This window comes from Mucilaginibacter sp. P4_C11 (genome assembly GCF_056402115.1).
In genome coordinates this window covers 76,924-101,306 of the sequence record NZ_JBFUIA010000014.1, presented here as the reverse complement: position 1 = coordinate 101,306, position 24,383 = coordinate 76,924, and the positions used below count along the sequence as shown (strand labels likewise).

Sequence of the window (24,383 nt, the reverse complement as noted above, 5' to 3'; positions counted from 1 at the left end):
GATTAATAACAAAACTTTAATTTATTCCCCCTTTAGGGGGTTAGGGGGCACCACTGAAATGAAAATAGGCTTACTGTTTGGTTCATTTAATCCAATACATATAGGGCACCTTATTATTGCCAACTACATGGCCAACCATACCACATTGGATAAGGTTTGGCTGGTGGTATCGCCCCAAAATCCGCTCAAAAAATATGGCGACCTGATTAATACCTACGACAGGCTGGAAATGGCCCGCCTGGCTACTGATAATGCCACCAACATTGCTGTAAGCGATGTGGAGTTGAGGCTGCCACAACCATCTTATACGATAGATACGCTAGCCCACCTTAAAGAAAAATACCCCGACCATGAATTTGCCCTTATCATGGGCTCAGATAACCTGGGAACCCTGCATAAGTGGAAAAACTATAAACTCATCCTGCGCGATTACCGCATTTACGTGTACCCCCGCCCCGGCTACGAAAACGCCGAACTGGCCGACCATCCTTCCGTAACCATTACCATGACACCACAGATGGAGTTATCGGCAACCTTCATCCGCAAATCCATCGCCGAAAAAAAGAACGTACAATATTTTGTACCTGATCCTGTTTTGAAATTTATTGAGAGCAAGAGTTTGTATAAATAAAAGTGAGCGAGAAAATCATGAAGTTAACAAAACAATGGGCGTACGATATTTTACAAACTATGCCGGAAACATTTTCGGCAAATGAGTTTATCGACAAAATCGCCATCAGCTATAAAATTGCAATGGCCCGGGAAGAAGTTAGAAATGGCGATTTTTTAACTGAAGAAGAAATGGACGCAACGATACAAAAGTGGTTATTGGATAATTAAATTCATATTAATTTGCTCTCGATTCTTGATGCTAATTTCTTGACTCTATCTTCCTATATTTGTCCTCGTGAGCGAGAAAACTATACTTAAATTACAGTTACCAACTGATCCGCTTTGGGTTAAAAATGTGGTGGAAAGCAATATTGAAGAACTATTAACCGATCATGCTTATTGCGAGCAGAAGGCAGCTACTAACGGTATCACGCTTATTGTTCAAAACCCCAACCTATCCGACCTGGTGCAGGAGATGATTGCCCTTGTACAGGAAGAAATGGACCACTTTAAACGCGTGCATGAAATTATTGTAGCGCGCGGTTTTGTTTTAGGCAAAGAGCGCAAGGATAATTATGTAAATGAGCTGCGCAAGTTTATTATCATAGGCGGCGGCCGCGAGGCGCAGCTGATAGACAGGTTATTGTTTTCGGCGATGATAGAGGCACGCAGCTGCGAGCGCTTTAAGGTGCTATCTGAAAACATTAACGACACCGAACTATCCGGATTTTACCATGAACTGATGATAAGCGAGGCTACACATTATTCGATGTTTATACGGCTGGCCAAAAAATATGCTGTGGAGATAGATGTGGAACAGCGCTGGAAAGAGTTTTTGGCTTACGAAGCTAAAGTGATCCAGAACTACGGAAAAAGCGAGACAATACACGGTTAATCCATTTTTATAAATTAAAACTATGCTGCTTAAATGTATCGCAATTGACGACGAGCCCCTGGCATTAAAACTCATTGCCGGTTATGTTGCACGTTTCCCGTTTTTGCAGTTGCTGAATACTTTTGAGGATGCGATTTCGGGCGCCGAATTTTTGAAAAATACGCCAATTGACCTGCTTTTTATCGACATCAATATGCCAGATATTACGGGGATTGACCTGGTGCGCGCCCTAAAAGTTAAGCCCATGGTGATATTTACCACCGCCTATAAAAACTTTGCGTTTGAGGGTTTCGAACTGGAGGCTATTGATTATATCCTGAAACCTATCGATTTTAAACGTTTTGAAAAGGCCGTTGAAAAAGCGGTTGATTATCACCAATACAAAACCAGGCCCGCCACCGAACAGGCCGACGAAAGCCTTTATGTATACTCGGAATACCGGATGGTAAAGGTTGATTTAAACACCATTGAGTATATTGAAAGCATGGAAGATTATATAAAAATTCATGTTACCAATGCCAAAACGGTGCTTACGCTGATGCCATTAAAAAAAGTACTGGAAAAGCTGCCTTCAGATAAATTTCAGCGCATCCACCGGAGTTATATTGTACCGGTTAATAAGATCCGGTCTATCCAGAACCGTAAGGTTAAACTATCCGACATTGAACTACCCGTGAGCGAGAGTTATCTCGATTTTGTCAGAAACTGGATGAAATCGCGTTAATAACCCGGTTTTTATTTATTCATCTATACAAAATGCCTGTTCGCCGATACACGGTTGGTTAATGACGCATTCCACCGCATCTTTACATCGTTATCCCAACGGCGTTGCAGGGCAAAGTTGGGGTTAACATACCCTTTTTTCATAATAGTTTCGATAAGGCGTCTGTGTTTAGGATACACAGGCGCTTTCTTTTTCATAGGTTTTGCGACTGGTTTGATTTATAGGATTTTACAAATGCACGACTTGGCAGATTGCATTACCAGCTTTACCACATTGCTGCCCTAAAATGTCCCGAAAATCAATTGCCTCAATATGACCAGCATACCTGCCTGCTAAATTCAAAACATTTTTGCTATAATTGTTTAACCTAAAGTTGAAATGATTAGGTATAAGCCAATTATAGCCCTGTTGCTATTCTTTTTATTATACACCAACAAGCCAGTGTTTGCGCAGCAAGCCCCAATCATTACGCCCAAGCCACCGGTTATATTACTTCAGCTTGATGCAACTGGCTATTATAAAAATAAAATTGAAGACCTTGCTTTAATCAACAAGAGCACAAATGACTCAGCAAACAGGGCCCTGTTACAGCCCGTCAGTTTCAATTGCAGCGATATCGGCAATCAGGACATTAAAGTTAAGGCTGTTAATAATGGTTTTATAAGAAGCTTAAAACCCAATGCCGTACAATTGCAATATCCAAATGGAGTAGCTTTTGATAGGGCCGGCAACTTGTTCATTTCCCAAAATAGCGGTTTTACTATTCAAAAAATAACGCCTCAAGGCGATGTATCTGCTTTTGCAGGTACTGGGGTACAAGGGTATGCTAATGGGCCCAAAACAACTGCAATGTTTGATGCTATGCAGGATATTGTTATTGATTCGGCCGATAATATTTATGTGAGCGATAGTCATAACCGGATCAGGAAAGTTACTCCCGGCGGCATGGTTTCGACATTTGCAGGCAAGGGAATACCCGGCGACGCCGATGACCAGGGCGAAAAGGCAATATTTAGAGATCCAGGTAAAATGGCTATGGACAAGGATCAGAATATTTATGTTGCCGATAGAGGTAATTTTAAAGTTCGCAAAATAAATCCGGGAGGCGTTGTAAGCACGCTTGCGGGCGACGGCAAGCAAGGCAATATTAACGGTAATGGTAAAATTGCGCGGTTTGGAGCAATCTGGGGATTAGCAGTTGATGCCGCCAATAATGTTTATGTTGCTGATAATACTTATTTTCAAATTAAAAAAATAACCCCCGACGGCACAGTTTCTGTGTATGCGGGGAGGGGTATACAGGGAAACGATGATGGCGATAGATTAAGGGCATCGTTTGCAGCGCCTTTTGCAATAGTATTTGATGCTGATAGCAACCTGTGTGTGGGAGATTTATTTAGCATCAGAAAAATAACACCGGATGGTAAAGTAGTAACTATTGCAGGCGATAACGGCAACTCGAATCCTGTAGACGGTAAGGGTACCGACGCCCGGTTTTCGATTTGTGAAGGCATGGCAATTGATCCCTGCGGAAATATTTATATTGCTGATTATGATAATCAGCTTATCAGAAAAATGACGCACGATAACATCGTATCCACAATAGCGGGCAACGGACCGTATTTTGTTTATACCGGTAATGTTGGCCCAAGTACTTGTACCTTTTCTACAGCCAATGTGCCGGTTTTTGTACAAAGCCGGCCAACCATCACCTCGGCCTTTGGCGATATAGATGTTACCGACTGTTCAAACCTGGCCAATTATACAATTAGGGCTACCGCTACTGATAACTGCCCTGGCAGTACTATAAGGTTCACGCAATCGCCCGATGCAAATACCGTACTGCAAAACGGGGTGCCCGTTAAGGTTACGCTTACAGCTATTGATAACTCTGGGGGCAGTAGCAGCATTATTTTTAACGTTACAGCCAAAAATGATATAGAGCCCCCTGGTCGTTCAGTATCTATAAGCCCCGCCCCGGCACTGGGCTGCCAGGGCGATCTTATTACTTTTACGGCAACAGTAAAAAACCCCGATGCAGGCACCCGTTACCAATGGCTGGTAAACGGGATAAACGCGGGAATAAACACACCGCAATTTGTAGCTGATAATTTAAAAACCGGCGATCTTGTCAATTGCGCGGTAACCACTGGTGGTGGCTGCGGAATTCCAAATCTGGGGTTTGATGCCGCTGTTACTATTAACCCGTATCCAACAATCATTCTTAATCCGGCCGAGCAAATCATAGCAGGTAAAAATATTACGTTTAAGCCTGTTGTTTCTGGCAATATTGCCGCTTACAACTGGACACCCGCATATGGTTTGAGCAATCCAAATTCCCAATATGCGGTTGCAAGCCCGCAAAAAACCACAACCTATAAACTAAAAGTTACCTCAACAGATGGGTGCGTTGCCTCCAGCCTTGTCACCGTGACTGTTATCAATACTATTATACCTCCAAATACTTTTAGCCCTAATGGTGATGGGCAAAATGATACATGGAATATTAAAGGATTAGATAGTTACCCAAAGTCAGTTACGCAGGTTTTTAACCGCTACGGTAGTATAGTATATAAAAGCACTGGTTATCCCAATCCCTGGGATGGGCATTTTAATGGGAAGCCAATGCCCGCAGGTACCTATTATTACACCATCGATCTTAAAAACGGAACGATATTAACAGGATGGGTAATGGTGGTAAGGTAAGTATTAAGGTACTAATCCCCAGGGGATGGATTGTTGGCGGATTTGCGTGAAGATTATTATTACGTGCCTTTAGTTTTGTTTATATCAGCACTATGTGTTAGTTGCTACAAACTACCTACTGCCCACTGAAAAACCCCACCACATTCTGCAAATAATTATCCATCATATCTATATCCACCACATCATTTAAAAAGCCAATGTGCATATCCGGGCGCACAATTATGGCTTTTTTTTGATTGCCTTTAATCTCGAATGCATCAAATACGGGCTGGTTTTTGGCTGATGGGGGCAGGTAAAAAAAGTTGAGGTTGGCCGGGTATTTCTGGGTTATCCATTTGGCAAGGGTAAACAGGTCAATTTCCTGAAGCTTGCCAAGCGCTATGATGGTAAAGCCGGGTTTGCTGCACCATTCGTGCAGGTCGGTTTCCTGTTGTTTCTTCTCGTCGAAAACTTTGAGGTAGGGCAATCTGTCGCCTGCTTTAATGCGGGTAGCATGGCTCAGGTTCAGGCTAATCTGGCTATTGCGATAGCTGATACCGGTTTGCGATATTCGTTTAAAAAACGCCTGCTTTGACGCGGGCTTGCTCCATGTTTTTTTTAGCAATACCGGCAGCAGCCACTTTTTAAATAGCCCAACAAACCAATTGCGCGAGAGGATCATTTTAAAAATACGGTCGGTAGTGTTTAGTAGTTCACGCGCCACGGGCATGCGCTCGGCTGCATAACTATCTAAAATAGATTCTTTTAACTGGTTATTAACAACCCCTGCTAATTTCCAGGCCAGGTTGTAGGCATCCTGTAGGCCTGTATTCATACCCTGCCCGCCAACTGGCGAGTGGATGTGCGCGGCATCGCCTATTAAAAAACAACGCTGCTCCCTGAATTTACCCGCCATGCGGTGATGCAGTTTATAAGTAGCAAACCAGTTGGTATGCGCTATTTTAATGCCCGCCCCGGTTATGGTATCCAGGTAAGGTAATACATCGTCCATTTGCAGCCCTTTGCGGTTATCAAACTCATTGGGCAGGTTACCCACAATGCGGCAGTAATGCTCCTCGGGCATCAGGAAAAAAGCTGCGAACCCCTTTTTTGATAAATAGAGGCTCACTTTATCGCCCAAAACATCCTCTATTTTAACATCGGCTACATAAAACTGGTGTTGGTAAGTGTCGCCGTTAAAAGTTAGCTGTAACTGTTTGCGAATGGGGCTGCGTGCGCCATCAGCGGCTATCAACCAATCGCAGGTAAGCGTTTGCGTATCCGTGCCGGTTTGTAGTATCACAGTCGCCTTTGAGGCATCCTGCTTCGCACTTAGTAACGTAGTATTCCAGTAAACCGGGCAGCAGTTAAGTGTTAAATAATCAAGCAGCAGGCGCTCGGTTTTGCTTTGCTGATACATATAAATGTAGGGGAAGGCAGTTTGCCCATCGCCAATGCCTTCAAGGGCTAACGATGCTATTTCAAGGCCTTCCTGGCTAATAACTGCCCCGGCAACTGCTTTGCTGCCGGCTATCACCCGGTCAATAACGCCCATCTGCCTGAAAATCTCCATCGAACGGGCCTGTACCGCCAGCGCCTTCGACTTATCGGTAGGCCCTTGCTTACTATCAATAATTACGGGCTGCACACCATAGCGCAATAGCTGGGCGGCCATCATTAATCCCGATGGACCGGCGCCTACTATCAACACCTGGGTATGTTGCTGCGTAATCTGCATGCTTTATCCGTGGAAGAGTAAAAATATGGTGGGGCGTTTATGCAGCTCGGGCACTTTCTTTTGCCAATCCATTATAGTTTTGGTTTGCACAAATTCGGTAGCTGCGGTAAGATCTGTAGCTATGCAAAGCTTTGTTTTGGGCGATGCTGTTTTTAACACCTCTTCCAATAAAGAGTTGTTGCGGAAAGGCGTTTCAATAAAAATCTGTGTTTGGTCAAGCCGGGTTGCCAGGCCTTCCAGCTCTTTTATTTTTTTACTGCGCAGTAGTTTATCAATAGGCAGGTAGCCATTAAAGGTAAAGCTTTGGCCGTTGAAGCCAGATGCCATCAGCGCTAATAAAATAGAGCTTGGGCCAACCAGCGGCACCACTTTAATACCCATGCGGTGGGCTTTATCTACAATTTCGGCACCTGGGTCGGCTATGCCGGGGCAACCGGCTTCGCTCATCAGGCCAACATCGTTACCGGCTTGTAAGCCTTTAAAAAAGTCGGCAGTGCCGGTTTCGCGGTTGTATTTACCATAATCATGAATGGTGAGCTCGCTTTGCGGCGTTTTTAGGCCTGCTTCTTTTAAAAACTTGCGGGCAGTTTTTTCATTCTCAACAATATATTCCTTAATACTGTTAATAGTATCAACCAGGTAGGGGGTAAATGATTTTGCGGCCGCTTCTTCGGCAAGGGGCACGGGGATTAAATAAAGGGTTCCATAGGGCATATTGCAAAGTTGGTGTTTTTTGTTTAATTTAAGCTATTGAAAGGAGCCTGAAAAATATGAAACCACTGGGCGTTAACTGGTTTATTGAGGGATACATTGATTTTGAACATAAAAAGTATGTACTGCTAAATTATCTGCAGGAGATTAACCGCCATTTTGATAAAAGCAGGCTATATCCCAACCTTGCCGATTTGATTTTCCATTATAACAACCTGGTAGATTTTAAGAAAAATAAATCGCTCATGCAGCAGGCCTTTCCGCAACGCCTTACCCAGGCTGATATTGATGCCGTTAAGCTCACCTACCAAAAAATTATACAGGACGATCAAGGTATGCAGGAGATAGAGCAGATCATTGCCTATGCCATGGCCCAGATGAACCCCGCCATACAAATAGGTAAAGAAATTTATGACTTTGTAGAGAGCCGGTTGAATATAAACCCGATAGGCATTATGCCGCTGATGCCCTATCATGGCTATTTCTCGTTACGTAACGGCAAAGAACGTATCGGTTTCATTTACGAATACCAGATTACCATTTTTGAAGGCAAGGACGATAAATACCGTGGCATTAACATTAATTTTCTTGAAAATTATGAATACAGCATCGCGAACACTCCCGAGGCGATGAAGCTAAAACTCATCAACCGCAATAAATTTATGCCCAATCCGGCGGTTTATTATGTGCACAGCGATATTACGTTTCCGTTGGAGCAAACGCTTTTGCCAGTTGCAAAAAGGAGTTTGGTGAAGTATATATCGAACGCGGCGTAATCTGAACCGTAATTCAACGAATTTTTTGAATTAACAGAATTTCCGAAGTATGGCTTGTAATTAAATTCTGTTAATCCTTTAATTCGAGAAATTCCGGTCCTGACAATTAATTCCACAAAAAAGACCGTTATCCCGGGTATAAACCCAGATAACAGCCTCTTTTAAAAAATCGCGAATCGTTTGGTAATGGTTATTCTAAGGTAATCTGCCTCCTTATGCTTTCTTCAAGCGAAATGAAGGTTTCGGTACGTTGAATGCCTTTTACACCCTGTATCTGCTCGTTTAAAACCTCGCGCAGGTGAGTGGTATCGTGGCATACAATTTTGGCAAAAATACTCCACTCGCCGGTAGTATAATGCAGCTCAACTATCTCTTTTATAGTTTTTAACTGTTTTACAGCCTCGTTATATTGCGATCCCTTTTCCAGGTAAATACCCAAAAAAGCGGTAATATCATACCCTAACTTTTGCGGATCTACCTCCAGACTGGCACCCTTAATTACACCCATCTCCTCCAACTTTTTCATCCGCACGTGTATGGTTCCGCCAGAAACTATTAACTCTTTAGCTATCTCGGTGTACGGCGTGGTAGCATTTTTCATTAATATTGATAAAATCTGGATATCGAGATTATCAATTTCTAAATTTTGAGCTTTTCTGTGGGACATAAATTTGAATATCTATATTGAAATACAAGTTTAATTAAAATTTGAATAAAAATAAAATATTTTTGTTGAAATATTTGCAAGGAATTGATAGGTCTCTTAAATTTGTATCAAGCAAGTGACAAATGCTGAGCGTTCTTTTAAAGAAAAACAATGTTGGGTGGTGAAATTTTTGGCAGACACACCTCCTTGTCCCGGTGGCGGAGATCATAGAAAACCCGAAGCGGGCTAACTACTCTGTGGAGGTTCGAATCCTTCCCCAACAGCAAATCCATGAAAGACGGGATTTATATCATGTAGGATGGTGAAATTTTTGGCAGACACACCTCCTTGTCGCGGTGGCGGAGAAATTGGGAAACTTTTAGCAATAAAAATAACCACTCCGTGGAGGTTCGACCCCTTCTCCTACAGCTCTTCTCATAATTTAGGTTTATAATTGGTTAGTAAAGGCCCCTGCCCATCAGGGGCTTTGCTGTTTCTAAAGGTTTTTTCTTCGGGTGTCCATACAATTTTGTACAAAGGACATTTCGATAAAGGACTACGCACCATGACAATAAAAAAATCTATAAATAAGTTTTTAACCCCATAAACCACCCTAAATAGCCTTAATAATTATCATCATCCATTCATTATCTTGATTCTTGACTCTAATTTCCTGATTCTTTCTGGCGTTACCTGCGGTCCGGGCTTTACGCTCATACTACACAGGCCTTAGCCACATTGGCCGGTATACGCTGCAATCCCTAACGCTTAATCGTCGGAAATCAGAATTTACAGAATTTTAAAATATCCAGAATTTTAGATCCTGTAAATTCGAGAATTCTGTAAATTCTGATTCTGACAAATATTGTGTCATTGTTACACAATAGGTATTGACACTTCGATATTTAATTATAAATTTGATAAGTGCCAATAGATTGTATCATTTTGTCACAATAGCTCCTAAAAACCAAGTTCTAAACACCAGTTTAACACAAAATTCATAATAGTCGATATGAAAAAAATCGCCCTGTTGGTTCTTGTAGCCCTTAGCTGCACTTACTTGTCATGTAACAAAGCCAGGCCGGGTAAACCGCGCGTGCTTATATTTTCAAAAACCATGGGCTTTCACCATGCATCCATAGATGCAGGGATAGCCGCAATTCAAAAACTGGGGGAGCAAAATGGGTTTGATGTAGATACCACCAAAAGCTCCGCTATGTTTAATGATACAACTCTAGCAAAATACGCAACGGTTATATTTTTAAGCACTACAGGTGATGTGCTCGATTATCGGCAGGAAGCGGCTTTTGAACGCTATATACAGGCCGGCGGGGGCTACGTAGGCATCCATGCCGCGGCCGATACCGAGTATGATTGGGGATGGTATGGCCGCCTCATGGGCGATTGGTTTTACGACCACCCCGGCATTCACGATAAAAACCCTAACGTACAACCAGGCACCTACAATGTGGTTGATGCCGATAACGACGCCACCAGGCACCTGCCCAAAGTATGGAAACGTACCGATGAGTTTTACAGCTTTAAAAAGGCTTTGGCAGCCGATGTGCATGTTTTAATTACCCTTGACGAAAGCACATACAAAGGTGGTAAACGTATGGGGCTGCACCCAGCCACCTGGTATCATGATTTTGACGGAGGCCGCGCCTTTTATACTGCCATGGGCCATACCGACGAGACTTATAAGGACGATAATTACCTTAAAATGCTGACAGCCGGTATTAAATATTCTATTGGCGGAAATAAAGAACTGGACTACTCCAAAGCTAAAACCCAAACGCCGCCCGAAGAGGACAGGTTTGTTAAAACCCAGCTTTCGACCGGTGAGTTTTTTGAGCCAACCGAAATGACCGTACTGCCCAATCTTGACATACTTGTTATACAACGCCGGGGCGAGATTATGCGCTATGACCATGCTACCCAAAAAGTAAAACAAGTAGGCTTTTTTGATGTATACTGGAAAACACTGCACACCCCGGGCACAAATGCCGAAGAAGGTATGCTGGGCCTTGCTAAAGATCCCGATTTTGCTAACAACAATTGGGTGTACATTTATTACAGCCCGGCCGATAGTTCGGTTAACCGACTGTCGCGCTTTACGTTTAAGAATGATACGCTGGATAAAAAAACAGAGAAAGTGATACTGGAAGTTAAAGCCCAGCGCGAAATTTGCTGCCATACCGGTGGTTCAATAGCCTTTGGACCGGGGCCTGATAAGATCCTGTTTTTCTCGGCTGGTGATAACTCAACCCCGTTTGATGAAAAAGGACAAAAATATGTAACCAGCGGCTATGCGCCTTTAGACGACAGGCCTGGTCACTTACAATTTGATGCCCGCCGGTCGGCAGGGAATACCAACGATTTACGCGGTAAAATTATGCGTATCAAAATTAAGGACGATGGTACTTACGATATCCCCGAAGGCAACCTTTTTCCTAAAGGCACACCAAAAACCCGCCCCGAAATTTATGTGATGGGCGACAGGAACCCTTACCGCATCTCTGTAGATCAAAAAAATAGCAATTTATACTGGGGCGAAGTTGGCCCGGATGCACATAACGATAGCCTGGACACCCGCGGGCCGATGGGGTACGATGAAGTGAACCAGGCACGCCATGCAGGTAACTACGGTTGGCCGTATTTTGTGGGTGATAATAAACCTTACCACATTTATGATTATGCCACAGGTAAATCGGGCCCTGCATTTGATCCTAAGCACCCGGTAAATAACTCGCGCAATAATACAGGGTTAACAGATTTACCTCCTGCGCAACCGGCATTTATCTGGTATCCTTACGGCCCCTCGGCCGATTTTCCGCAGGTTGGTGCCGGTGGCCGTAACGCCATGGCAGGCCCGGTTTATTATACCGATATGTACCCGGCCGAGACCCGTTTGCCCGATTATTATAATGGCAAGTTTTTGGCTTATGAATGGATGCGCGGCTGGATAAAAGCCGTAAGCCTTACTCCCGAAGGTGATTTTGATAAAATGGAGCCATTTTTTCCTGGTCTTAAATCAAATTCGATGATTGATATGGAGGTTGGACCCGATGGCAGGCTTTACGGCCTGGAATATGGCAGCGGCTGGTTTACGCACAATCCCGATGCGGGCTTATTCCGGATAGATTATATTAAAGGGAACAGGCCGCCGGTAATAAGCAGCGTAAAGGTTGATAAAACAACAGGTTTGTTGCCTTTCACCGTAAAATTATCTGCCCAGGCCAAAGACCCCGAAGGAGATAAAATAACCTATAGCTGGAAAATGGGCGACGGTACCACCAAAGAAACCGATGCCCCGGAACTTAGCTATACTTACACCAAGGCAGGCGATTATAAAATAAGTGTTGAAGCCAAAGATGCAGAAGGCGCTGCAAGCAAGGGCAGCCCGGTTAACGTTTATGCAGGTAATGAGCAGCCCGTTGTTTCGGTGAAATTAACTGGTGGCAATAAATCATTCTACCTGCCGGGTGTTCCGCTTAGCTATGCAGTTACCGTTACCGATGGCACGGCAACCGGTAAGGTTGATGCAAAACGTATTATAGTTAACGTTGATTATATTGATGGCTATAAAAAGCCTGTTGAAGCATCACAACTGGAGCAAACAGCCCCCGAGAATATAGGTAAAACGCTTATGCTGAGCATGGATTGTAAAAGCTGTCATAAAGAGGTTGGCAAATCAATAGGCCCTGCGTTTATTGATGTAAGCAACAAGTACCAGAAAGACCCTGATGCCATGAATAAGCTAAGCCAGAAGGTTATCAAAGGTGGCGCTGGCGTTTGGGGCGAAACCGCCATGTCGGCCCACCCAAGTATCAAAAAGGGCGATCTGGAACAGATTATTGGTTGGGTAATGTCGTTAGGAAAGGACAGCCAGAAAAAATCCCTGCCGCCAACAGGCACTATCATGCCTGATCCTGGCAAAACACCATCGGCTACTTTGGTATTAACTGCTAAGTATACTGATGATGGCACCGATGCGATTAAAGCTTTAACCGGAACCGGTGTAGCTACACTAAACAGCAGCAACTACCTGTTCACCGGCGCCGAAAAAACAAACGGCTTTACCGGGTTTAAGTACAATGGTATTAACCTGATGATCATTCCGCCGGGTGAAGGTTGGTTTGAGGTTGACTATATAGACCTTACCGGTGTAAAATCAGTAAACCTGACTACCTTCTGGCAGGCAGCACCAACGTATGGTTTCAATTTTGAACTTCATGCTGATGCGCCCGACGGGAAGCTGATTGGCAAAGGCGGCATGCCAACGCCTGCAAAAGACCAAAAAGGAGGCATGGCGCATGTAGCAGTTACCCCGGTAACTGATGGGAAAATGCACAAGCTGTTCTTTATTTATAAACCGGTAAAACCGGGTGCCCTGACGGCCGGTGTTACGGGCTTGATATTTAGCGCGAAATAAAAACTTCGCCACAACTTTTGAGAAGGCGACTTTAAACAAGAAATCCCGGTAGTTAAACTTGCCGGGATTTCTTGTTTAATTTATAACTATGCATTTTAGCGATCAGGAAATTATCAATGGATCTTGCCTGTTGTCCCAAAAACAAATTACCACAATTGTGGGATCATATATTTTATATAGCATTGAGCAATTTTTATGAAGCACACACCTCCTCAGCTGTGTATGTTCTTCGGCAACCGGATACAAGTAAGATGTGGAAGATATTGTTTTTAAAGTAGAGGCGACTTTGTTTTTAAATTTCTTTACAAATCCGTTACCCCATCTTGTACGAAGTTGTCCAACAATATTTTGAAATGTTTCTTCGGCTTCAGGAGTAAACCTGATATCAAAGTTCATTATTCCGATAAGTGTTTTTGAGTAAATTCTTCCAGCGTGATACTTTTTCCGGCTTCGTATTGTTGCATTCCGCGGCTGATACTTTCTGAAACATGGGGAGGGAATGTAACAGTGCTTGATTCAAACTGTACCTTCAATGCTTTCAATACAGCTTTAACTGTTTTCAGTTGCTCTGCACTTTCAGGATGTATAAGAATGCTTTCCATATAAACAAATATACAAAATCAGTACCTAAAATAATAGTAATCCAGAATTCAATGATTATTTTATAAAACGGGTTGGCTATTAAAATTTGAATTTCATAGCCTCAAAATGCTGCAAGGTATTCCCGCTCGGAATTGTAAGCCAATATTGTCAGGTTACGGAGTTGTGAATATTATTTTGCCTTCGGCCGCCCACAAAAGGTTAAGCAGATAACAGTGTTTTTGGCTGAACCCATATTCCCAAATTCATTTTCAACTCACAAAGTCTGCTTCCGCTTAAACTCGCTTGGGGTACAATTATATTGCGCTTTAAACACCGTTGAAAAATAATTGGGGCTTGCAAAGCCTACCATGTAAGTAATCTCTGAGATGGAATAGCCTTCGTGGGTGAGCAGGTACCTGGCTTTTTTTAACCTCCGGGTTAAAATATAGTCGGTAATGCTGCAGCCTAACAGCGCTTTTACTTTACGGTATAGCTGCACCCGCGATATGCCGATGGTTTTGCAAATGTCATCTACATTAAAGTTTTCATTGGCCAGGTTTTGCTCAACTATACCTGCAAAATCGTTAAGGAATTTTTTATCAAGCGATTTTGATGCAGGTATTTTGCCGTGGCTTACGTCGCTTGTAAAATGTTCTTTAAGTATCACCCTGTTTTTGATCAGGTTTTTTACTGTTGCCAATAGCTGATCGTAATTAAAAGGTTTTACCATGTATACATCGGCCATGCTGCCAATACCATCAATTTGCTGCTCAACGCTGGCTTGCGCAGTAAGCAAAATAACAGGGATGTGCGATGTGCGGATATCTGTTTTAAGATTTTCGGTAATTACCTTGCCCGACATCCCTGGCAGTACAACATCTGATATAATAAGGTCGGGCACTTTTTCAAATGCTTCTGTCAAACCCTGCAATCCATTATCTGCCGTGAACACTTCGTAATCGGCACCCAGTTTATCGGCAAGGTAGCCCAGCAAATCGGCATTATCTTCAATGATCAGGATGGATTGCTCTTTAGGGCTGCCAAGGCCGGTCGTATCGGTTTTTATTTCGTCTTGTTCAAGGTCGGTAGTATAAATGCGCGAACGCTCGTCAATAGCAGCGGTGCTTACCGGCTTGCCATGCTGTCCGGTGCTATAATTGTAAGGGTTGCCCAGTGGCAGTGTAATGGTAAAAATTGTTCCATGCCATTTTTTACTGCTTACATTAATGCTACCATGATGCAACAAAACAATCTCTTTGGATAAGGAAAGCCCCAGGCCCGAGCCCTTCGCGTTGCCATTATCGGCCTGGTAAAACTGGTCGAAAATGTGTTCGGCTTCTTCCTGCTCCATGCCTATACCGTTGTCCTGCACGGCTATTTCAACATGGTCGGTGTTTAGGGTAAAGGTTATCTGGATGCGGCCGTTATCTTTAATAAACTTCAGTGAGTTTGATAGCAGGTTAAAGAAAACCTTATCCAGCATATTGGCATCAAACCAAACATTTATGTTTTTCTCTGCCGATGTTAAGCTCAGGCTAATGTTCCGCTTGCGGGCATTGTGCTGAAAGCTATCCATGATATCGGTAACAAAAGCTACCAGGTTGTTTGGCGCGGCGTTAATTTGCTGTTTATCGTATTCAATTTTGCGGTAGTCTATCAGCTGGTTAACCAGCCTTAACAGCCTGAACGTATTTTTATGGATTAGCTTTAAATTTTTGCCGCCTATAATATTCAGCTTCTCGTTTTTCATCATATCCTCAACCGGCGATAGGATGAGCGTTAATGGTGTACGGAACTCGTGCGAGATATTGGTGAAAAAGTTCAGCTTGGCTTCGGTGGCAACCTCGGCCCGGGCCGACATTTCCATCAGTTGGTTGCGCTGCAGCAAAATTTCGTTGTTCTTTACTTCCAGGCTTTTGTTAATCTTTCGGTTCTCCATCAGCCAGTAAAAGGCAAGCCCTCCAAAAACAATGGCCAACACCAGGGTTATTACAATAATATTTAAAACTAACTGCTGGCTGTTGTAAACCTGCCGCTGCTCTTCCAGTAACGATTGCTGCCTTTCAATATCCTTTTGTTGGTTGTTGATCTTGTTCCACTGCATTTTCATGAGCTGCACATTGGTTGAATCGATAACCAGCGATTGCAAGATGTTTTCTTTGGCAAAAGCTTCTTTATTCAGAATTCTGAACGCGGTGGTGATGGCTTCTTTGCCGCCGGTGGGGTATACCAAACTGGCATCAATAGTTTTTGATGCCACCATTTGCAGGCCTCCGCCGGCCCCGGGCATAGCGTCGACCCCTAATACTTTAACGTGGTGGTTTAAATGCAGGTTGTTTAGCACCTCCCTTGATGCGCCTGCCATTACATCGTTATGGGCAAACAGGGCATCGGCTGTTTTTAAATCGGGCTGTACCTGGTAAAGTTGTTTTTGGGCATGGTCTTTCAGCCAATCGCCATATACCTGTGCTTTAATATGTATATTATTGAATTTAGCCAGGGCATCGCTAAAGCCCCTGTGCCGTTCAATTGCTGGCGAAGAACCGGGTAGGCCCATCACCTCTACAATATTGCCCGTGCCTTTTAAATTACTGCCAATGTATTCGCCGGCCATTTTACCAATCTGGTAATTATCGGCGCCAACATAGGCTGTGTAAAGGTCAGATGATGTTTTACGGTCAATTACAATTACCGGGATGCCTTTATTATACGTTTGCTCAACTATACCGGTTAAAGGTTGTGCTTCGTTTGGCGATATAATGAGCAAATCGATGCCTTCATTCAGCATTTGTTTCACCTGTTCAATTTGTTTTTTGCTGCTGTTATCGGCATCAGCATAAATGAAACGGGCATCGGGATGTAACGAAAGCTCCATTTTCATTTCGTCCAGCATATTACGCCGCCACAAGTCGGAGCCTACACATTGCGAAAAGCCTATTGTATACTGTGATGTTTTGTCGGCTTTTTTACAGCCGGTAAACACCATGAGTATGCATATGGTTGGCAATAACAGGTTGCGCAATTGATGAAGCAAAGCCATTAAAAAATATTAAGTAAACGTTTAAGCACGGTTTTATTGGTTAATACAATTCTTTTTGGGGAGGATGTATACAAAAGTATCGATAAATGTTTTTACAATACAAATAACAACCCCCGGCCGCAGGCTATCCCTTGTATCATAATGTATCAAAACTGAAAATACCGTGTATCAAAATCAAACATCCGGGAGGTACAGGATTGAAAATAAATTTTATTGTACTGAAAATCAAGAAATTAACAAGATTTTAATTTTTGTACTGTTTTGGAATAAAATCGATAACTGCCGCTTTGCATATCGCCCTACTTTGCAACCGTAAATCCAATTAACACCTTTTATAATTATTATGAGAAAACATTCCGTCCTGGCCTGGTCCATGGTCGTGGCCCTTGGTGGCTTCCTTTTCGGGTTTGATACCGCTGTGATATCGGGCGCCGAAAAATCTATCCAGCAATTCTGGCACTTGTCCGTAATGGAGCATGGGCTTACTATATCTATCGCACTTATTGGTACTGTAATTGGTTCATTGTTCGGTGCAAGGCCATCAGATATCTTCGGAAGAAAAAATACATTATACTTTGTAGCGGCAGCCTACCTGCTATCATCAATAGGTACCGCGATGGCTGATAACTGGTACCTGTTTTTGGTGTTCAGGTTATTGGGCGGCCTGGGTGTAGGCATATCATCGGTAACAGCCCCTATTTATATTTCAGAAGTTTCGCCTGCAGATAGGCGGGGGCGTTTGGTTGGCTTGTTTCAGTTCAATGTAGTACTGGGCATCCTCATCTCGTACTTATCCAATTACCTCATTAGCCAGGGCGGCGAGGCTTCATGGCGATGGATGTTGGGCGTGCAGGCGTTCCCTTCGGCTTTGTTTTTAGCGCTCATTTATTTTATACCCGAAAGCCCCCGCTGGCTCATCCTCAAAAAAGGCGAAACAGGCAGGGCATTGGAAATATTGCGTGTAATCAATCCGCTCAATTGCGAGCAGGAACTGGCCGCTATCAAAAATTCTACCCTTTATGACACCGCTTCAAGCGGCAATCTTTTCTCGGGCCAATATAAAACACCGGTCATATTAGCTGTGCTCTTCGCCTTTTTTAACCAGGTATCGGGCATCAACGCTATTATATACTATGCGCCCCGCATATTTGAAATGGCCGGGCTTGGTGCCCATTCTTCGCTCCTATCCACAGTTGGTATAGGGTTAATCAATTTCATATTCACCCTGCTGGGTATCAATATTATTGATAAGGTGGGGCGCCGTACATTAATGCTGGTTGGCTCATTCGGGTTAATAGCATCGCTATTCATGGTGGCGTTCACTTTTTACTCGGGGCACATGAGCGGGTTTGCAATCCCGGTTTATATGATGATGTTCATCGCCTTTTTTGCCTTTTCGCAGGGGGCGGTTATCTGGGTTTTTATATCCGAAATATTTCCCAACCAAGTACGTGCCAAAGGACAAACACTGGGCAGCTCGACTCACTGGGTAATGGCCGCGATAATAGCTTTTTGTTTCCCCTACCTGGCCGAGTCGTTAGGTGGCGCGGTTACCTTTTCCTTTTTCTGTGTGATGATGGTATGCCAGCTCATTTTCGTCTGGAAGTTTATGCCCGAAACCAAAGGCCGTTCATTGGAGCAGATTGAAACTAACATGGTAATGCATTAATAATTGAAATGACGATGACCCCGCAAACAAACATAACAACCCCGGCCATTTGCTACGGCGAAATTCTTTGGGATGTATTGCCCGATGGCCCGCAGCCCGGCGGCGCATTGCTTAATGTGGCGTATCACCTGAATAAACTGGGCATGCCCACCAGCCTGGTAAGCAAAATAGGCAACGATGCAAACGGCCACAAACTGGAAAATTTGATGGATGGCTGGGGCATACCCAAACATTTACTGCAAACTGATACAGAGCACCCAACCAGCCAGGTAATTGCCAAAATGAACAATGGCAACGAGGTTTCGTACGAGATTGTTTTCCCGGTGGCCTGGGATTTTATAAGCGATAGCGAGCATATCATCAGCCAGTTGCAGCCATCAACCTACCTGGTGTACGGCAGCCTGGCATCACGTAACAGCGTATCGCGTAATACCCTGTTTGAATTGTTGGCCAGCGATGGTATTAAAGTATTTGACATTAACCTGCGCCCACCCTTCATCAGCCGCGATTTGCTGGATGAACTATTGCGCAAGGCCGATATTGTAAAATTTAACCAGGCCGAACTGGAAATGGTGCAGGGTCTTTTCAGGGGGTCATTCGGGAAGGAATCGGAACAGATCAGGTTTATACAAGACCACTTTAACATTCCCGAGATAGTTGTTACCAAGGGCGAGTTTGGGGCATCGTACTACAAGCAGGATAAGGTATATCATGTTGCCGGCCGCGAGGTAAAAGTTACAGACACCATTGGCAGCGGCGATTCATTTTTGGCCGCGTTTATTGCCAACCATTATAACGGCGTACCGCCGGAAACCTTGTTAAAAAACGCAATAGCGATGGGTGGCTTTATTGCAACAAAGAAAGGAGGTTGCCCCGATTACAAAATCGCAGAATATCAAGACTTTAAAAACCAAGTATTTTAAATAAACCATACCTAATAAACTTAATTAAAAACCAATGAGAAAATTATTACTTATTTGTTCCCTGCTTATACTGCTCATAAGTAAGGGGTACGCGCAATCCCGCGTTATTACCGGGACTGTGCTGGATAACGCATCAAAACCAATGGATGGCGTTACCATTGTGGTTGTTGAAACCCAAAAATCAACATTGTCAGATGCCAGCGGAAAGTTCAGCATCACGGCAACAACCGGGCAATCCATAAGGTTTTCATATGTGGGCACCAAGCCGATATTAATAACTGTTGCCGCCGATACCAAAGTGCTTGATGTGGTATTTAAAGATGCTGCCACCACCTTAAATGAAGTAGTAGTAACCGGTTACACATCCGAAAGGAAGAAAGACCTTACAGGCGCTGTGGCGGTTGTTGATTTGACGCCGGTAAAAAATAACAGCTCGGGTAATACCATGCAGGCTTTACAGGGGAGAGTTGCCGGTTTGTACATCGAGAAAGATGGATCGGCAAACGGTTCAACCAGCAGGATCCTGATCAGGGGTGCAAATACATTGGGCAATAACAACCCTTTATATGTTATTGATGGTATACCCACCACCAGGCCCGAAGTGTTTCAAAACTTATCACCCTCAAATATTGCATCGGTACAGGTGCTAAAAGATGCGTCGGCCGAATCAATTTACGGATCACGCGCATCCAATGGTGTTATCATTGTAACCACAAAAAACGGGGGCAATACGCAGGGCAAAGTACAGTTCCAGTTTAATAACAGTACATCTGTTCAGTCCGAAAAATCATTGCGTTTTAAAATGCTAAATTCGACTGACAGAGGTAAGGCGCTATGGCAGGCTTCTGTAAACGATGGCCAGGATCCAGTTGCCGGTTATGGCGACATATATACCTTTAACTGGAATGGTGATTATAGCAACCCGGTTTTAAATAGTGTTACCCCCAAACAATTTGTAGGAGGTGACCCTAATACCCCGGCCGGCAATACCGACTGGCAAAGTGTGCTGTATAAAACAGCCATGGTTTATAATAATGATTTCACAGCGTCGGTTGGTAACAAAAATGCATCGCTTGAAATTAACTTTGGCAACATCAAAAACACCGGCCTTGTACGGTTTACCAAATACAACCGCACTACTGGTAGTATTAACGGTGTGGTACGTGCCTTTGATAACAAAGCTTCCTTTGGTGTAAACTTAAAAATAACCAACTCCAATGAAACGCTTACCACCTCAGATTTGGGTGGAGCGGCAACCACGTTTTTGGCGGTAACGCTGGCACCTACTATCCCGGTATACCAAAAAGATGGTGTTACTTACGCTGGCGAATCTGGCGCGGGATACTCCGACAGGAATAACCCGCTGCATATGCAGGACCTGGCCAAGTGGAACAACGCTAACCGGGTAAATACCTTTGGTAACGTTTTCTTAGAGATACAGCCCATTAAAAACCTGTATTTCAAATCGAACTTTGGTGCCGATAATTCAAATTACCTAAGTAAGGTAATAACACCAACTTTCCAGGAAGGTGCCCTGGCCCGTACAACCAACAGCTTGTATTTTGACCAGAACCATTTCCTGAGCACTACTTTCTCAAACACCTTAAGGTATAACTACGATTTGACAACTAACAACCACTTTAAATTATTGGTTGGTACCGAGTATATTAAATCCTTCATCGATTTTCAAACTACCCTTAAACAAGGATACGCTATACAAACAGAAGACTATTTTACCTTAAATGCCGGTACAGGTAATACCAATGTAAACGGTGGGTCAAACGGATACAGCTTGTTTTCGCAGTTTGCACGGATAGATTATAACTATGCCGGCAAATACTTAGCATCGGTAACTATGCGTCGTGACGGCTCTTCAAGGTTTGGTTTAAATAACCAATATGGTATTTTCCCGGCAGCTTCTTTTGGTTGGAAAATTGACCAGGAAGGCTTCATGAAAAACAACACCATTTTTTCTGAATTAAAACTAAGGGTAGGTGTGGGCCGGGTGGGTAACCAGGAAATTGGCGAATCGCGTTTTGCCCTTTACGATACCAGGTATGGTAAAACTCAAAATGATATAACACCAGGTTTTTGGGAACAATACATGAATATTGGAACCGCATATTCACTCTCTGGCGCCAATACTGGTTCATTACCTTCGGGCTTTGTACAAACCCAGGCTGCAAATGCCAACCTTAAATGGGAAACTACCGACGAGATAAATGCAGGCCTCGACTTTGCCATCCTGAACGACAAGATCTCGGGATCATTTGACTATTTTACCCGCCGTACCACCGGCATCCTGATTACGCCGCCAGTTGCAGGGGCCTTGGGCGAAGGGCAATCTAAAACAATTAATGGTGCTTCAAAATCTAACAGGGGCTGGGAGTTTTTAGTAACTTATCACGGCCAGCAATCCGGCGATTTTAACTACAACGTAACGTTAAATTTTTCGCATTTCAGGGATAAGATTACCAATTTACCAGAAAACGTAAGGCCGGCTTATGCAGGGAACTTACAAAATACCATATTGGGTCATTCTCAGTTTGATATTTTTGGCTACAAAACCAATGGCCTTTTCCAATCTCAGGCAGAAGTAGATGCCGCACCAACGCAAATCGGCGCAGGTCCGGGCCGGATCCGTTATGTCGATACCAATAATGATGGAAAAATTGATGCCAATGATCAAACCTGGATAGGTACTACATTGCCGGCTTTAGAGTACGGTGCAAGAATTGACCTGACCTATAAAAAATTCGACCTGTCTATATTTGGTTCGGGCGTTGCTGGTCGTAAAGGGTTTGATGTATATACCTTGTACAATAACCTGATGCATAGCCGGGAAAATGTTGGTCCCGGCGTATTTGGCGGGTGGACACCGCAGCATACTAATACAAGCGTACCGGCATTAACATTAAAAGACAACAACAATGAAGGCCGCACTTCTGATTACTTTATTGTAAACACATCTTACTTCAAACTCCGCAACATTCAAATTGGATACACTATTGTGCCTAAAGCTGTATTTACCAGGCTAAGGGTGTTTGCTATGGCCGAAAACGTATTTACGTTGAAAAGCAAAAGCTATTTAAGCCCCGATCCGGAAAGGATTGACCTGGGCCCGGTTCCAATTCCTAAAGTTTTCAGTTTTGGTATCAACGCATCATTTTAACGATAAAAACTATTCAGTATGAAAGCAAAAATATTATTTACAGCTGTTTTATCCGGACTGATCATCTTCAGCTCCTGTAAAAAAGCGTTAGATTATTCACCAAAAGGTGTATTGTCTGCATCAGATTTAAAAACGCCAACCGCTATTGAAGGTTTGGTAACCGCGGCTTATGCCGCTATTGGTAATGGCGATATGATAGGCCCCATATACAGCGATTGGGCTTACGGCAGCGTTCGTTCAGATGATGCCTACAAWGGTGGCGGCGGTACCGGCGATGTTGGCGAGGTTGATGCCTTGGAGCATTACAACCTGGTAACCCCATCAATGGATTCGTTTGTTTCACGTACCTGGAAAAATCTGTTCAAATCTATATCAAGGGCAAATGTTGCGCTAAGGGCAGTTAATTCACTCTCCGAGGCCGATTACCCTAACAAGAAAACACGATTAGCTGAGTTAAAATTTTTACGTGCCCATAGCTATTTCACAATGAAACTGCTCTATAAAAACATCCCCATTTTTGACGAAAATGCTACTTCGGACGATATCCTGAAAGTTTCAAACACGTTATCAAATGAGGATGCATGGAATAAAATTGCAGCCGATTTTCAATATGCTGTTGATAATTTGCCAACAACCCAGCCCGAGCTGGCAAGGGCCAACAAGTTAAACGCCCAGGCTTATTTAGCAAAGCTGAGGTTATACCAGGCTTATGAGCAGGATGATAAGCATCATGTAACCAATATCAATAAAACAAGGTTACAGCAGGTGGTTGATCTTACACAGGCTGTTATCGCATCGGGTAAATATTCATTAAGCAGCGATATTGCTGATAATTTTTTACCGGAAACTGAAAACGGCCCCGAGTCGGTATTCGCAATACAATTTACCATTAATGATGGCACTACTGCCGGCCGTATGAATTTTGAGGATGGTTTAAATTATCCACATGGCGCACCACAATATGGTTGCTGCGGCTTTCATGCTGCAAGTCAGAACCTGGTGAACGCGCATACTACAGATGTTAATGGTTTGCCTAACTTTGATACATTTAACACCACTATAGCCGATTTGACAAAAGTGACCGTGGACCCAAGATTAGACCATACCGTTGGTATTGACGGCCATCCGTATAAGTACGACAACACAAAGCCATTCAGCAACAGTTGGGTGCGTGACCCTGGTGTTTACGGAAATTTTCACACCATGCGTAACCAGCAGTTGGCTACAAGCTCATCATACTTTAAGCTCGGTCCGTTCATGGGGTCGGCAAAAAATTATGATATCATCAGGTACGATGATGTATTGCTCATGCAAGCCGAAGCCTATATTGAGCTGGGGCAGCAGGCAAGTGCATTACCACTCATTAATCAAATAAGAAACCGCGCAGCGACAAGCACCGGGCGGCTTAAAAAAATAGATGGTACCTTTCCATCCAACTATAACGTTAAACCTTACAGCATTGCTAATTGGACACAGGATTATGCCCGCAAAGCGCTGCAGTGGGAAAGGCGACTGGAGTTTGCCACAGAAGGAGCCCGTTTTTTTGATTTAGTTAGATGGGGTATTGCCGAGAAAACTTTAAACGACTATATCAATATTGAAAAAGGTAGAAGAACCTTCCTGGCTACCGCTAAATTTACGGCAGGCCGGGACGAATACCTGCCTATACCACAATCAGAAATTACATTTACCAACGGTTTATACAAACAAAACCCGGGGTATTAAATTTGTTAAAATATATCGGGGCCCCGGTTTTATAATTATGCCGGAGCTCC

At 43.5% G+C, this 24,383-nt stretch carries 17 protein-coding genes and 1 tRNA gene; 12 read left to right on the top strand and 6 right to left on the bottom strand.

Annotated elements, in window-relative coordinates:
* Positions 1 to 58: 58 nt before the first annotated feature.
* From nadD to AC1DU2_RS14605, 4 genes are all read left to right on the top strand, one after another.
* Complete coding sequence (nadD, locus tag AC1DU2_RS14620; RefSeq protein WP_477354778.1) at positions 59 to 631, top strand: nicotinate (nicotinamide) nucleotide adenylyltransferase; 573 nt, start codon at positions 59 to 61, stop codon at positions 629 to 631.
* 17 nt (positions 632 to 648) lie between these two features.
* Complete coding sequence (locus AC1DU2_RS14615) at positions 649 to 840, top strand: hypothetical protein (protein WP_477354776.1); 192 nt, start codon at positions 649 to 651, stop codon at positions 838 to 840.
* 67 nt (positions 841 to 907) lie between these two features.
* A complete protein-coding gene (locus AC1DU2_RS14610) occupies positions 908 to 1,507 on the top strand; it encodes a MiaE family protein (RefSeq protein WP_477354773.1) in 600 nt (199 codons plus the stop codon).
* Positions 1,508 to 1,529: 22 nt separating this feature from the next.
* Positions 1,530 to 2,231: a LytR/AlgR family response regulator transcription factor gene (locus AC1DU2_RS14605; RefSeq protein ID WP_477385087.1), complete on the top strand. Its 702-nt coding sequence runs from the start codon at positions 1,530 to 1,532 to the stop codon at positions 2,229 to 2,231.
* A gap of 23 nt (positions 2,232 to 2,254) precedes the next feature.
* Here AC1DU2_RS14605 and AC1DU2_RS14600 read toward each other — a convergent pair whose 3' ends face one another.
* On the bottom strand, positions 2,255 to 2,428 hold the full coding sequence (locus AC1DU2_RS14600) for a hypothetical protein (RefSeq protein ID WP_477354766.1): 174 nt from the start codon (positions 2,426 to 2,428) through the stop codon (positions 2,255 to 2,257).
* A gap of 181 nt (positions 2,429 to 2,609) precedes the next feature.
* On the opposite strand from AC1DU2_RS14600, the gene AC1DU2_RS14595 reads away from it, so the two are divergent.
* Complete coding sequence (locus AC1DU2_RS14595; protein WP_477385086.1) at positions 2,610 to 4,937, top strand: T9SS type B sorting domain-containing protein; 2,328 nt, start codon at positions 2,610 to 2,612, stop codon at positions 4,935 to 4,937.
* 115 nt (positions 4,938 to 5,052) lie between these two features.
* Here AC1DU2_RS14595 and AC1DU2_RS14590 read toward each other — a convergent pair whose 3' ends face one another.
* Entirely contained in the window at positions 5,053 to 6,654 is a 1,602-nt protein-coding gene (locus AC1DU2_RS14590) for an FAD-dependent oxidoreductase (RefSeq protein WP_477385085.1), read from the bottom strand.
* A gap of 3 nt (positions 6,655 to 6,657) precedes the next feature.
* Complete coding sequence (locus AC1DU2_RS14585; RefSeq protein WP_477385084.1) at positions 6,658 to 7,368, bottom strand: SAM-dependent methyltransferase; 711 nt, start codon at positions 7,366 to 7,368, stop codon at positions 6,658 to 6,660.
* 56 nt (positions 7,369 to 7,424) lie between these two features.
* Here AC1DU2_RS14585 and AC1DU2_RS14580 point away from each other — a divergent pair, with 56 nt between their 5' ends.
* On the top strand, positions 7,425 to 8,141 hold the full coding sequence (locus AC1DU2_RS14580; RefSeq protein WP_477385083.1) for a hypothetical protein: 717 nt from the start codon (positions 7,425 to 7,427) through the stop codon (positions 8,139 to 8,141).
* 190 nt (positions 8,142 to 8,331) lie between these two features.
* Here AC1DU2_RS14580 and AC1DU2_RS14575 read toward each other — a convergent pair whose 3' ends face one another.
* Positions 8,332 to 8,808 carry an Lrp/AsnC ligand binding domain-containing protein gene (locus AC1DU2_RS14575; RefSeq protein ID WP_076373882.1) on the bottom strand — a complete coding sequence of 159 codons (477 nt, stop codon included), beginning with the start codon at positions 8,806 to 8,808 and terminating at the stop codon, positions 8,332 to 8,334.
* A 151-nt stretch (positions 8,809 to 8,959) separates the two neighbouring features.
* On the opposite strand from AC1DU2_RS14575, the gene AC1DU2_RS14570 reads away from it, so the two are divergent.
* Positions 8,960 to 9,071, top strand: a tRNA-Asp gene (locus AC1DU2_RS14570).
* Positions 9,072 to 9,799: 728 nt separating this feature from the next.
* Positions 9,800 to 13,222: a ThuA domain-containing protein gene (locus tag AC1DU2_RS14565; protein ID WP_477385082.1), complete on the top strand. Its 3,423-nt coding sequence runs from the start codon at positions 9,800 to 9,802 to the stop codon at positions 13,220 to 13,222.
* Between the two features lie 395 nt (positions 13,223 to 13,617).
* Here AC1DU2_RS14565 and AC1DU2_RS14560 read toward each other — a convergent pair whose 3' ends face one another.
* Both AC1DU2_RS14560 and AC1DU2_RS14555 read right to left on the bottom strand, forming a co-directional pair.
* A complete protein-coding gene (locus tag AC1DU2_RS14560) occupies positions 13,618 to 13,824 on the bottom strand; it encodes a DUF2683 family protein (protein WP_477354749.1) in 207 nt (68 codons plus the stop codon).
* A gap of 254 nt (positions 13,825 to 14,078) precedes the next feature.
* Positions 14,079 to 16,844 carry a substrate-binding domain-containing protein gene (locus tag AC1DU2_RS14555; RefSeq protein ID WP_477385081.1) on the bottom strand — a complete coding sequence of 922 codons (2,766 nt, stop codon included), beginning with the start codon at positions 16,842 to 16,844 and terminating at the stop codon, positions 14,079 to 14,081.
* A gap of 343 nt (positions 16,845 to 17,187) precedes the next feature.
* Between AC1DU2_RS14555 and AC1DU2_RS14550 the strand changes: the two genes are divergently transcribed.
* The 4 genes from AC1DU2_RS14550 to AC1DU2_RS14535 are packed head-to-tail and all read left to right on the top strand — an operon-like array spanning position 17,188 to position 24,333.
* Positions 17,188 to 18,513, top strand: a complete 1,326-nt coding sequence (locus AC1DU2_RS14550; protein WP_477354743.1) for a sugar porter family MFS transporter — start codon at positions 17,188 to 17,190, stop codon at positions 18,511 to 18,513.
* A 14-nt stretch (positions 18,514 to 18,527) separates the two neighbouring features.
* On the top strand, positions 18,528 to 19,436 hold the full coding sequence (locus tag AC1DU2_RS14545) for a carbohydrate kinase family protein (protein ID WP_477385080.1): 909 nt from the start codon (positions 18,528 to 18,530) through the stop codon (positions 19,434 to 19,436).
* A 34-nt stretch (positions 19,437 to 19,470) separates the two neighbouring features.
* Complete coding sequence (locus tag AC1DU2_RS14540) at positions 19,471 to 22,608, top strand: SusC/RagA family TonB-linked outer membrane protein (RefSeq protein ID WP_477385079.1); 3,138 nt, start codon at positions 19,471 to 19,473, stop codon at positions 22,606 to 22,608.
* Between the two features lie 18 nt (positions 22,609 to 22,626).
* Positions 22,627 to 24,333 (top strand): RagB/SusD family nutrient uptake outer membrane protein, encoded by a 1,707-nt coding sequence (locus tag AC1DU2_RS14535; RefSeq protein ID WP_477385078.1) that lies wholly within the window; start codon positions 22,627 to 22,629, stop codon positions 24,331 to 24,333.
* The last annotated feature ends 50 nt before the right edge of the window (positions 24,334 to 24,383 follow it).

Excerpts from the sequence above, each read along its gene's own strand:
- nadD (WP_477354778.1), top strand. The coding sequence starts at position 59 with ATGAAAATAGGCTTACTGTTTGGTTCATTTAATCCAATACATATAGGG.
- AC1DU2_RS14615 (WP_477354776.1), top strand. The coding sequence starts at position 649 with ATGAAGTTAACAAAACAATGGGCGTACGATATTTTACAAACTATGCCG.
- AC1DU2_RS14605 (WP_477385087.1), top strand. The coding sequence starts at position 1,530 with ATGCTGCTTAAATGTATCGCAATTGACGACGAGCCCCTGGCATTAAAA.
- AC1DU2_RS14600 (WP_477354766.1), bottom strand. The coding sequence starts at position 2,428 with ATGAAAAAGAAAGCGCCTGTGTATCCTAAACACAGACGCCTTATCGAA.
- AC1DU2_RS14595 (WP_477385086.1), top strand. The coding sequence starts at position 2,610 with ATGATTAGGTATAAGCCAATTATAGCCCTGTTGCTATTCTTTTTATTA.
- AC1DU2_RS14590 (WP_477385085.1), bottom strand. The coding sequence starts at position 6,654 with ATGCAGATTACGCAGCAACATACCCAGGTGTTGATAGTAGGCGCCGGT.
- AC1DU2_RS14585 (WP_477385084.1), bottom strand. The coding sequence starts at position 7,368 with ATGCCCTATGGAACCCTTTATTTAATCCCCGTGCCCCTTGCCGAAGAA.
- AC1DU2_RS14580 (WP_477385083.1), top strand. The coding sequence starts at position 7,425 with ATGAAACCACTGGGCGTTAACTGGTTTATTGAGGGATACATTGATTTT.
- AC1DU2_RS14575 (WP_076373882.1), bottom strand. The coding sequence starts at position 8,808 with ATGTCCCACAGAAAAGCTCAAAATTTAGAAATTGATAATCTCGATATC.
- AC1DU2_RS14565 (WP_477385082.1), top strand. The coding sequence starts at position 9,800 with ATGAAAAAAATCGCCCTGTTGGTTCTTGTAGCCCTTAGCTGCACTTAC.
- AC1DU2_RS14560 (WP_477354749.1), bottom strand. The coding sequence starts at position 13,824 with ATGGAAAGCATTCTTATACATCCTGAAAGTGCAGAGCAACTGAAAACA.
- AC1DU2_RS14555 (WP_477385081.1), bottom strand. The coding sequence starts at position 16,844 with ATGGCTTTGCTTCATCAATTGCGCAACCTGTTATTGCCAACCATATGC.
- AC1DU2_RS14550 (WP_477354743.1), top strand. The coding sequence starts at position 17,188 with ATGAGAAAACATTCCGTCCTGGCCTGGTCCATGGTCGTGGCCCTTGGT.
- AC1DU2_RS14545 (WP_477385080.1), top strand. The coding sequence starts at position 18,528 with ATGACCCCGCAAACAAACATAACAACCCCGGCCATTTGCTACGGCGAA.
- AC1DU2_RS14540 (WP_477385079.1), top strand. The coding sequence starts at position 19,471 with ATGAGAAAATTATTACTTATTTGTTCCCTGCTTATACTGCTCATAAGT.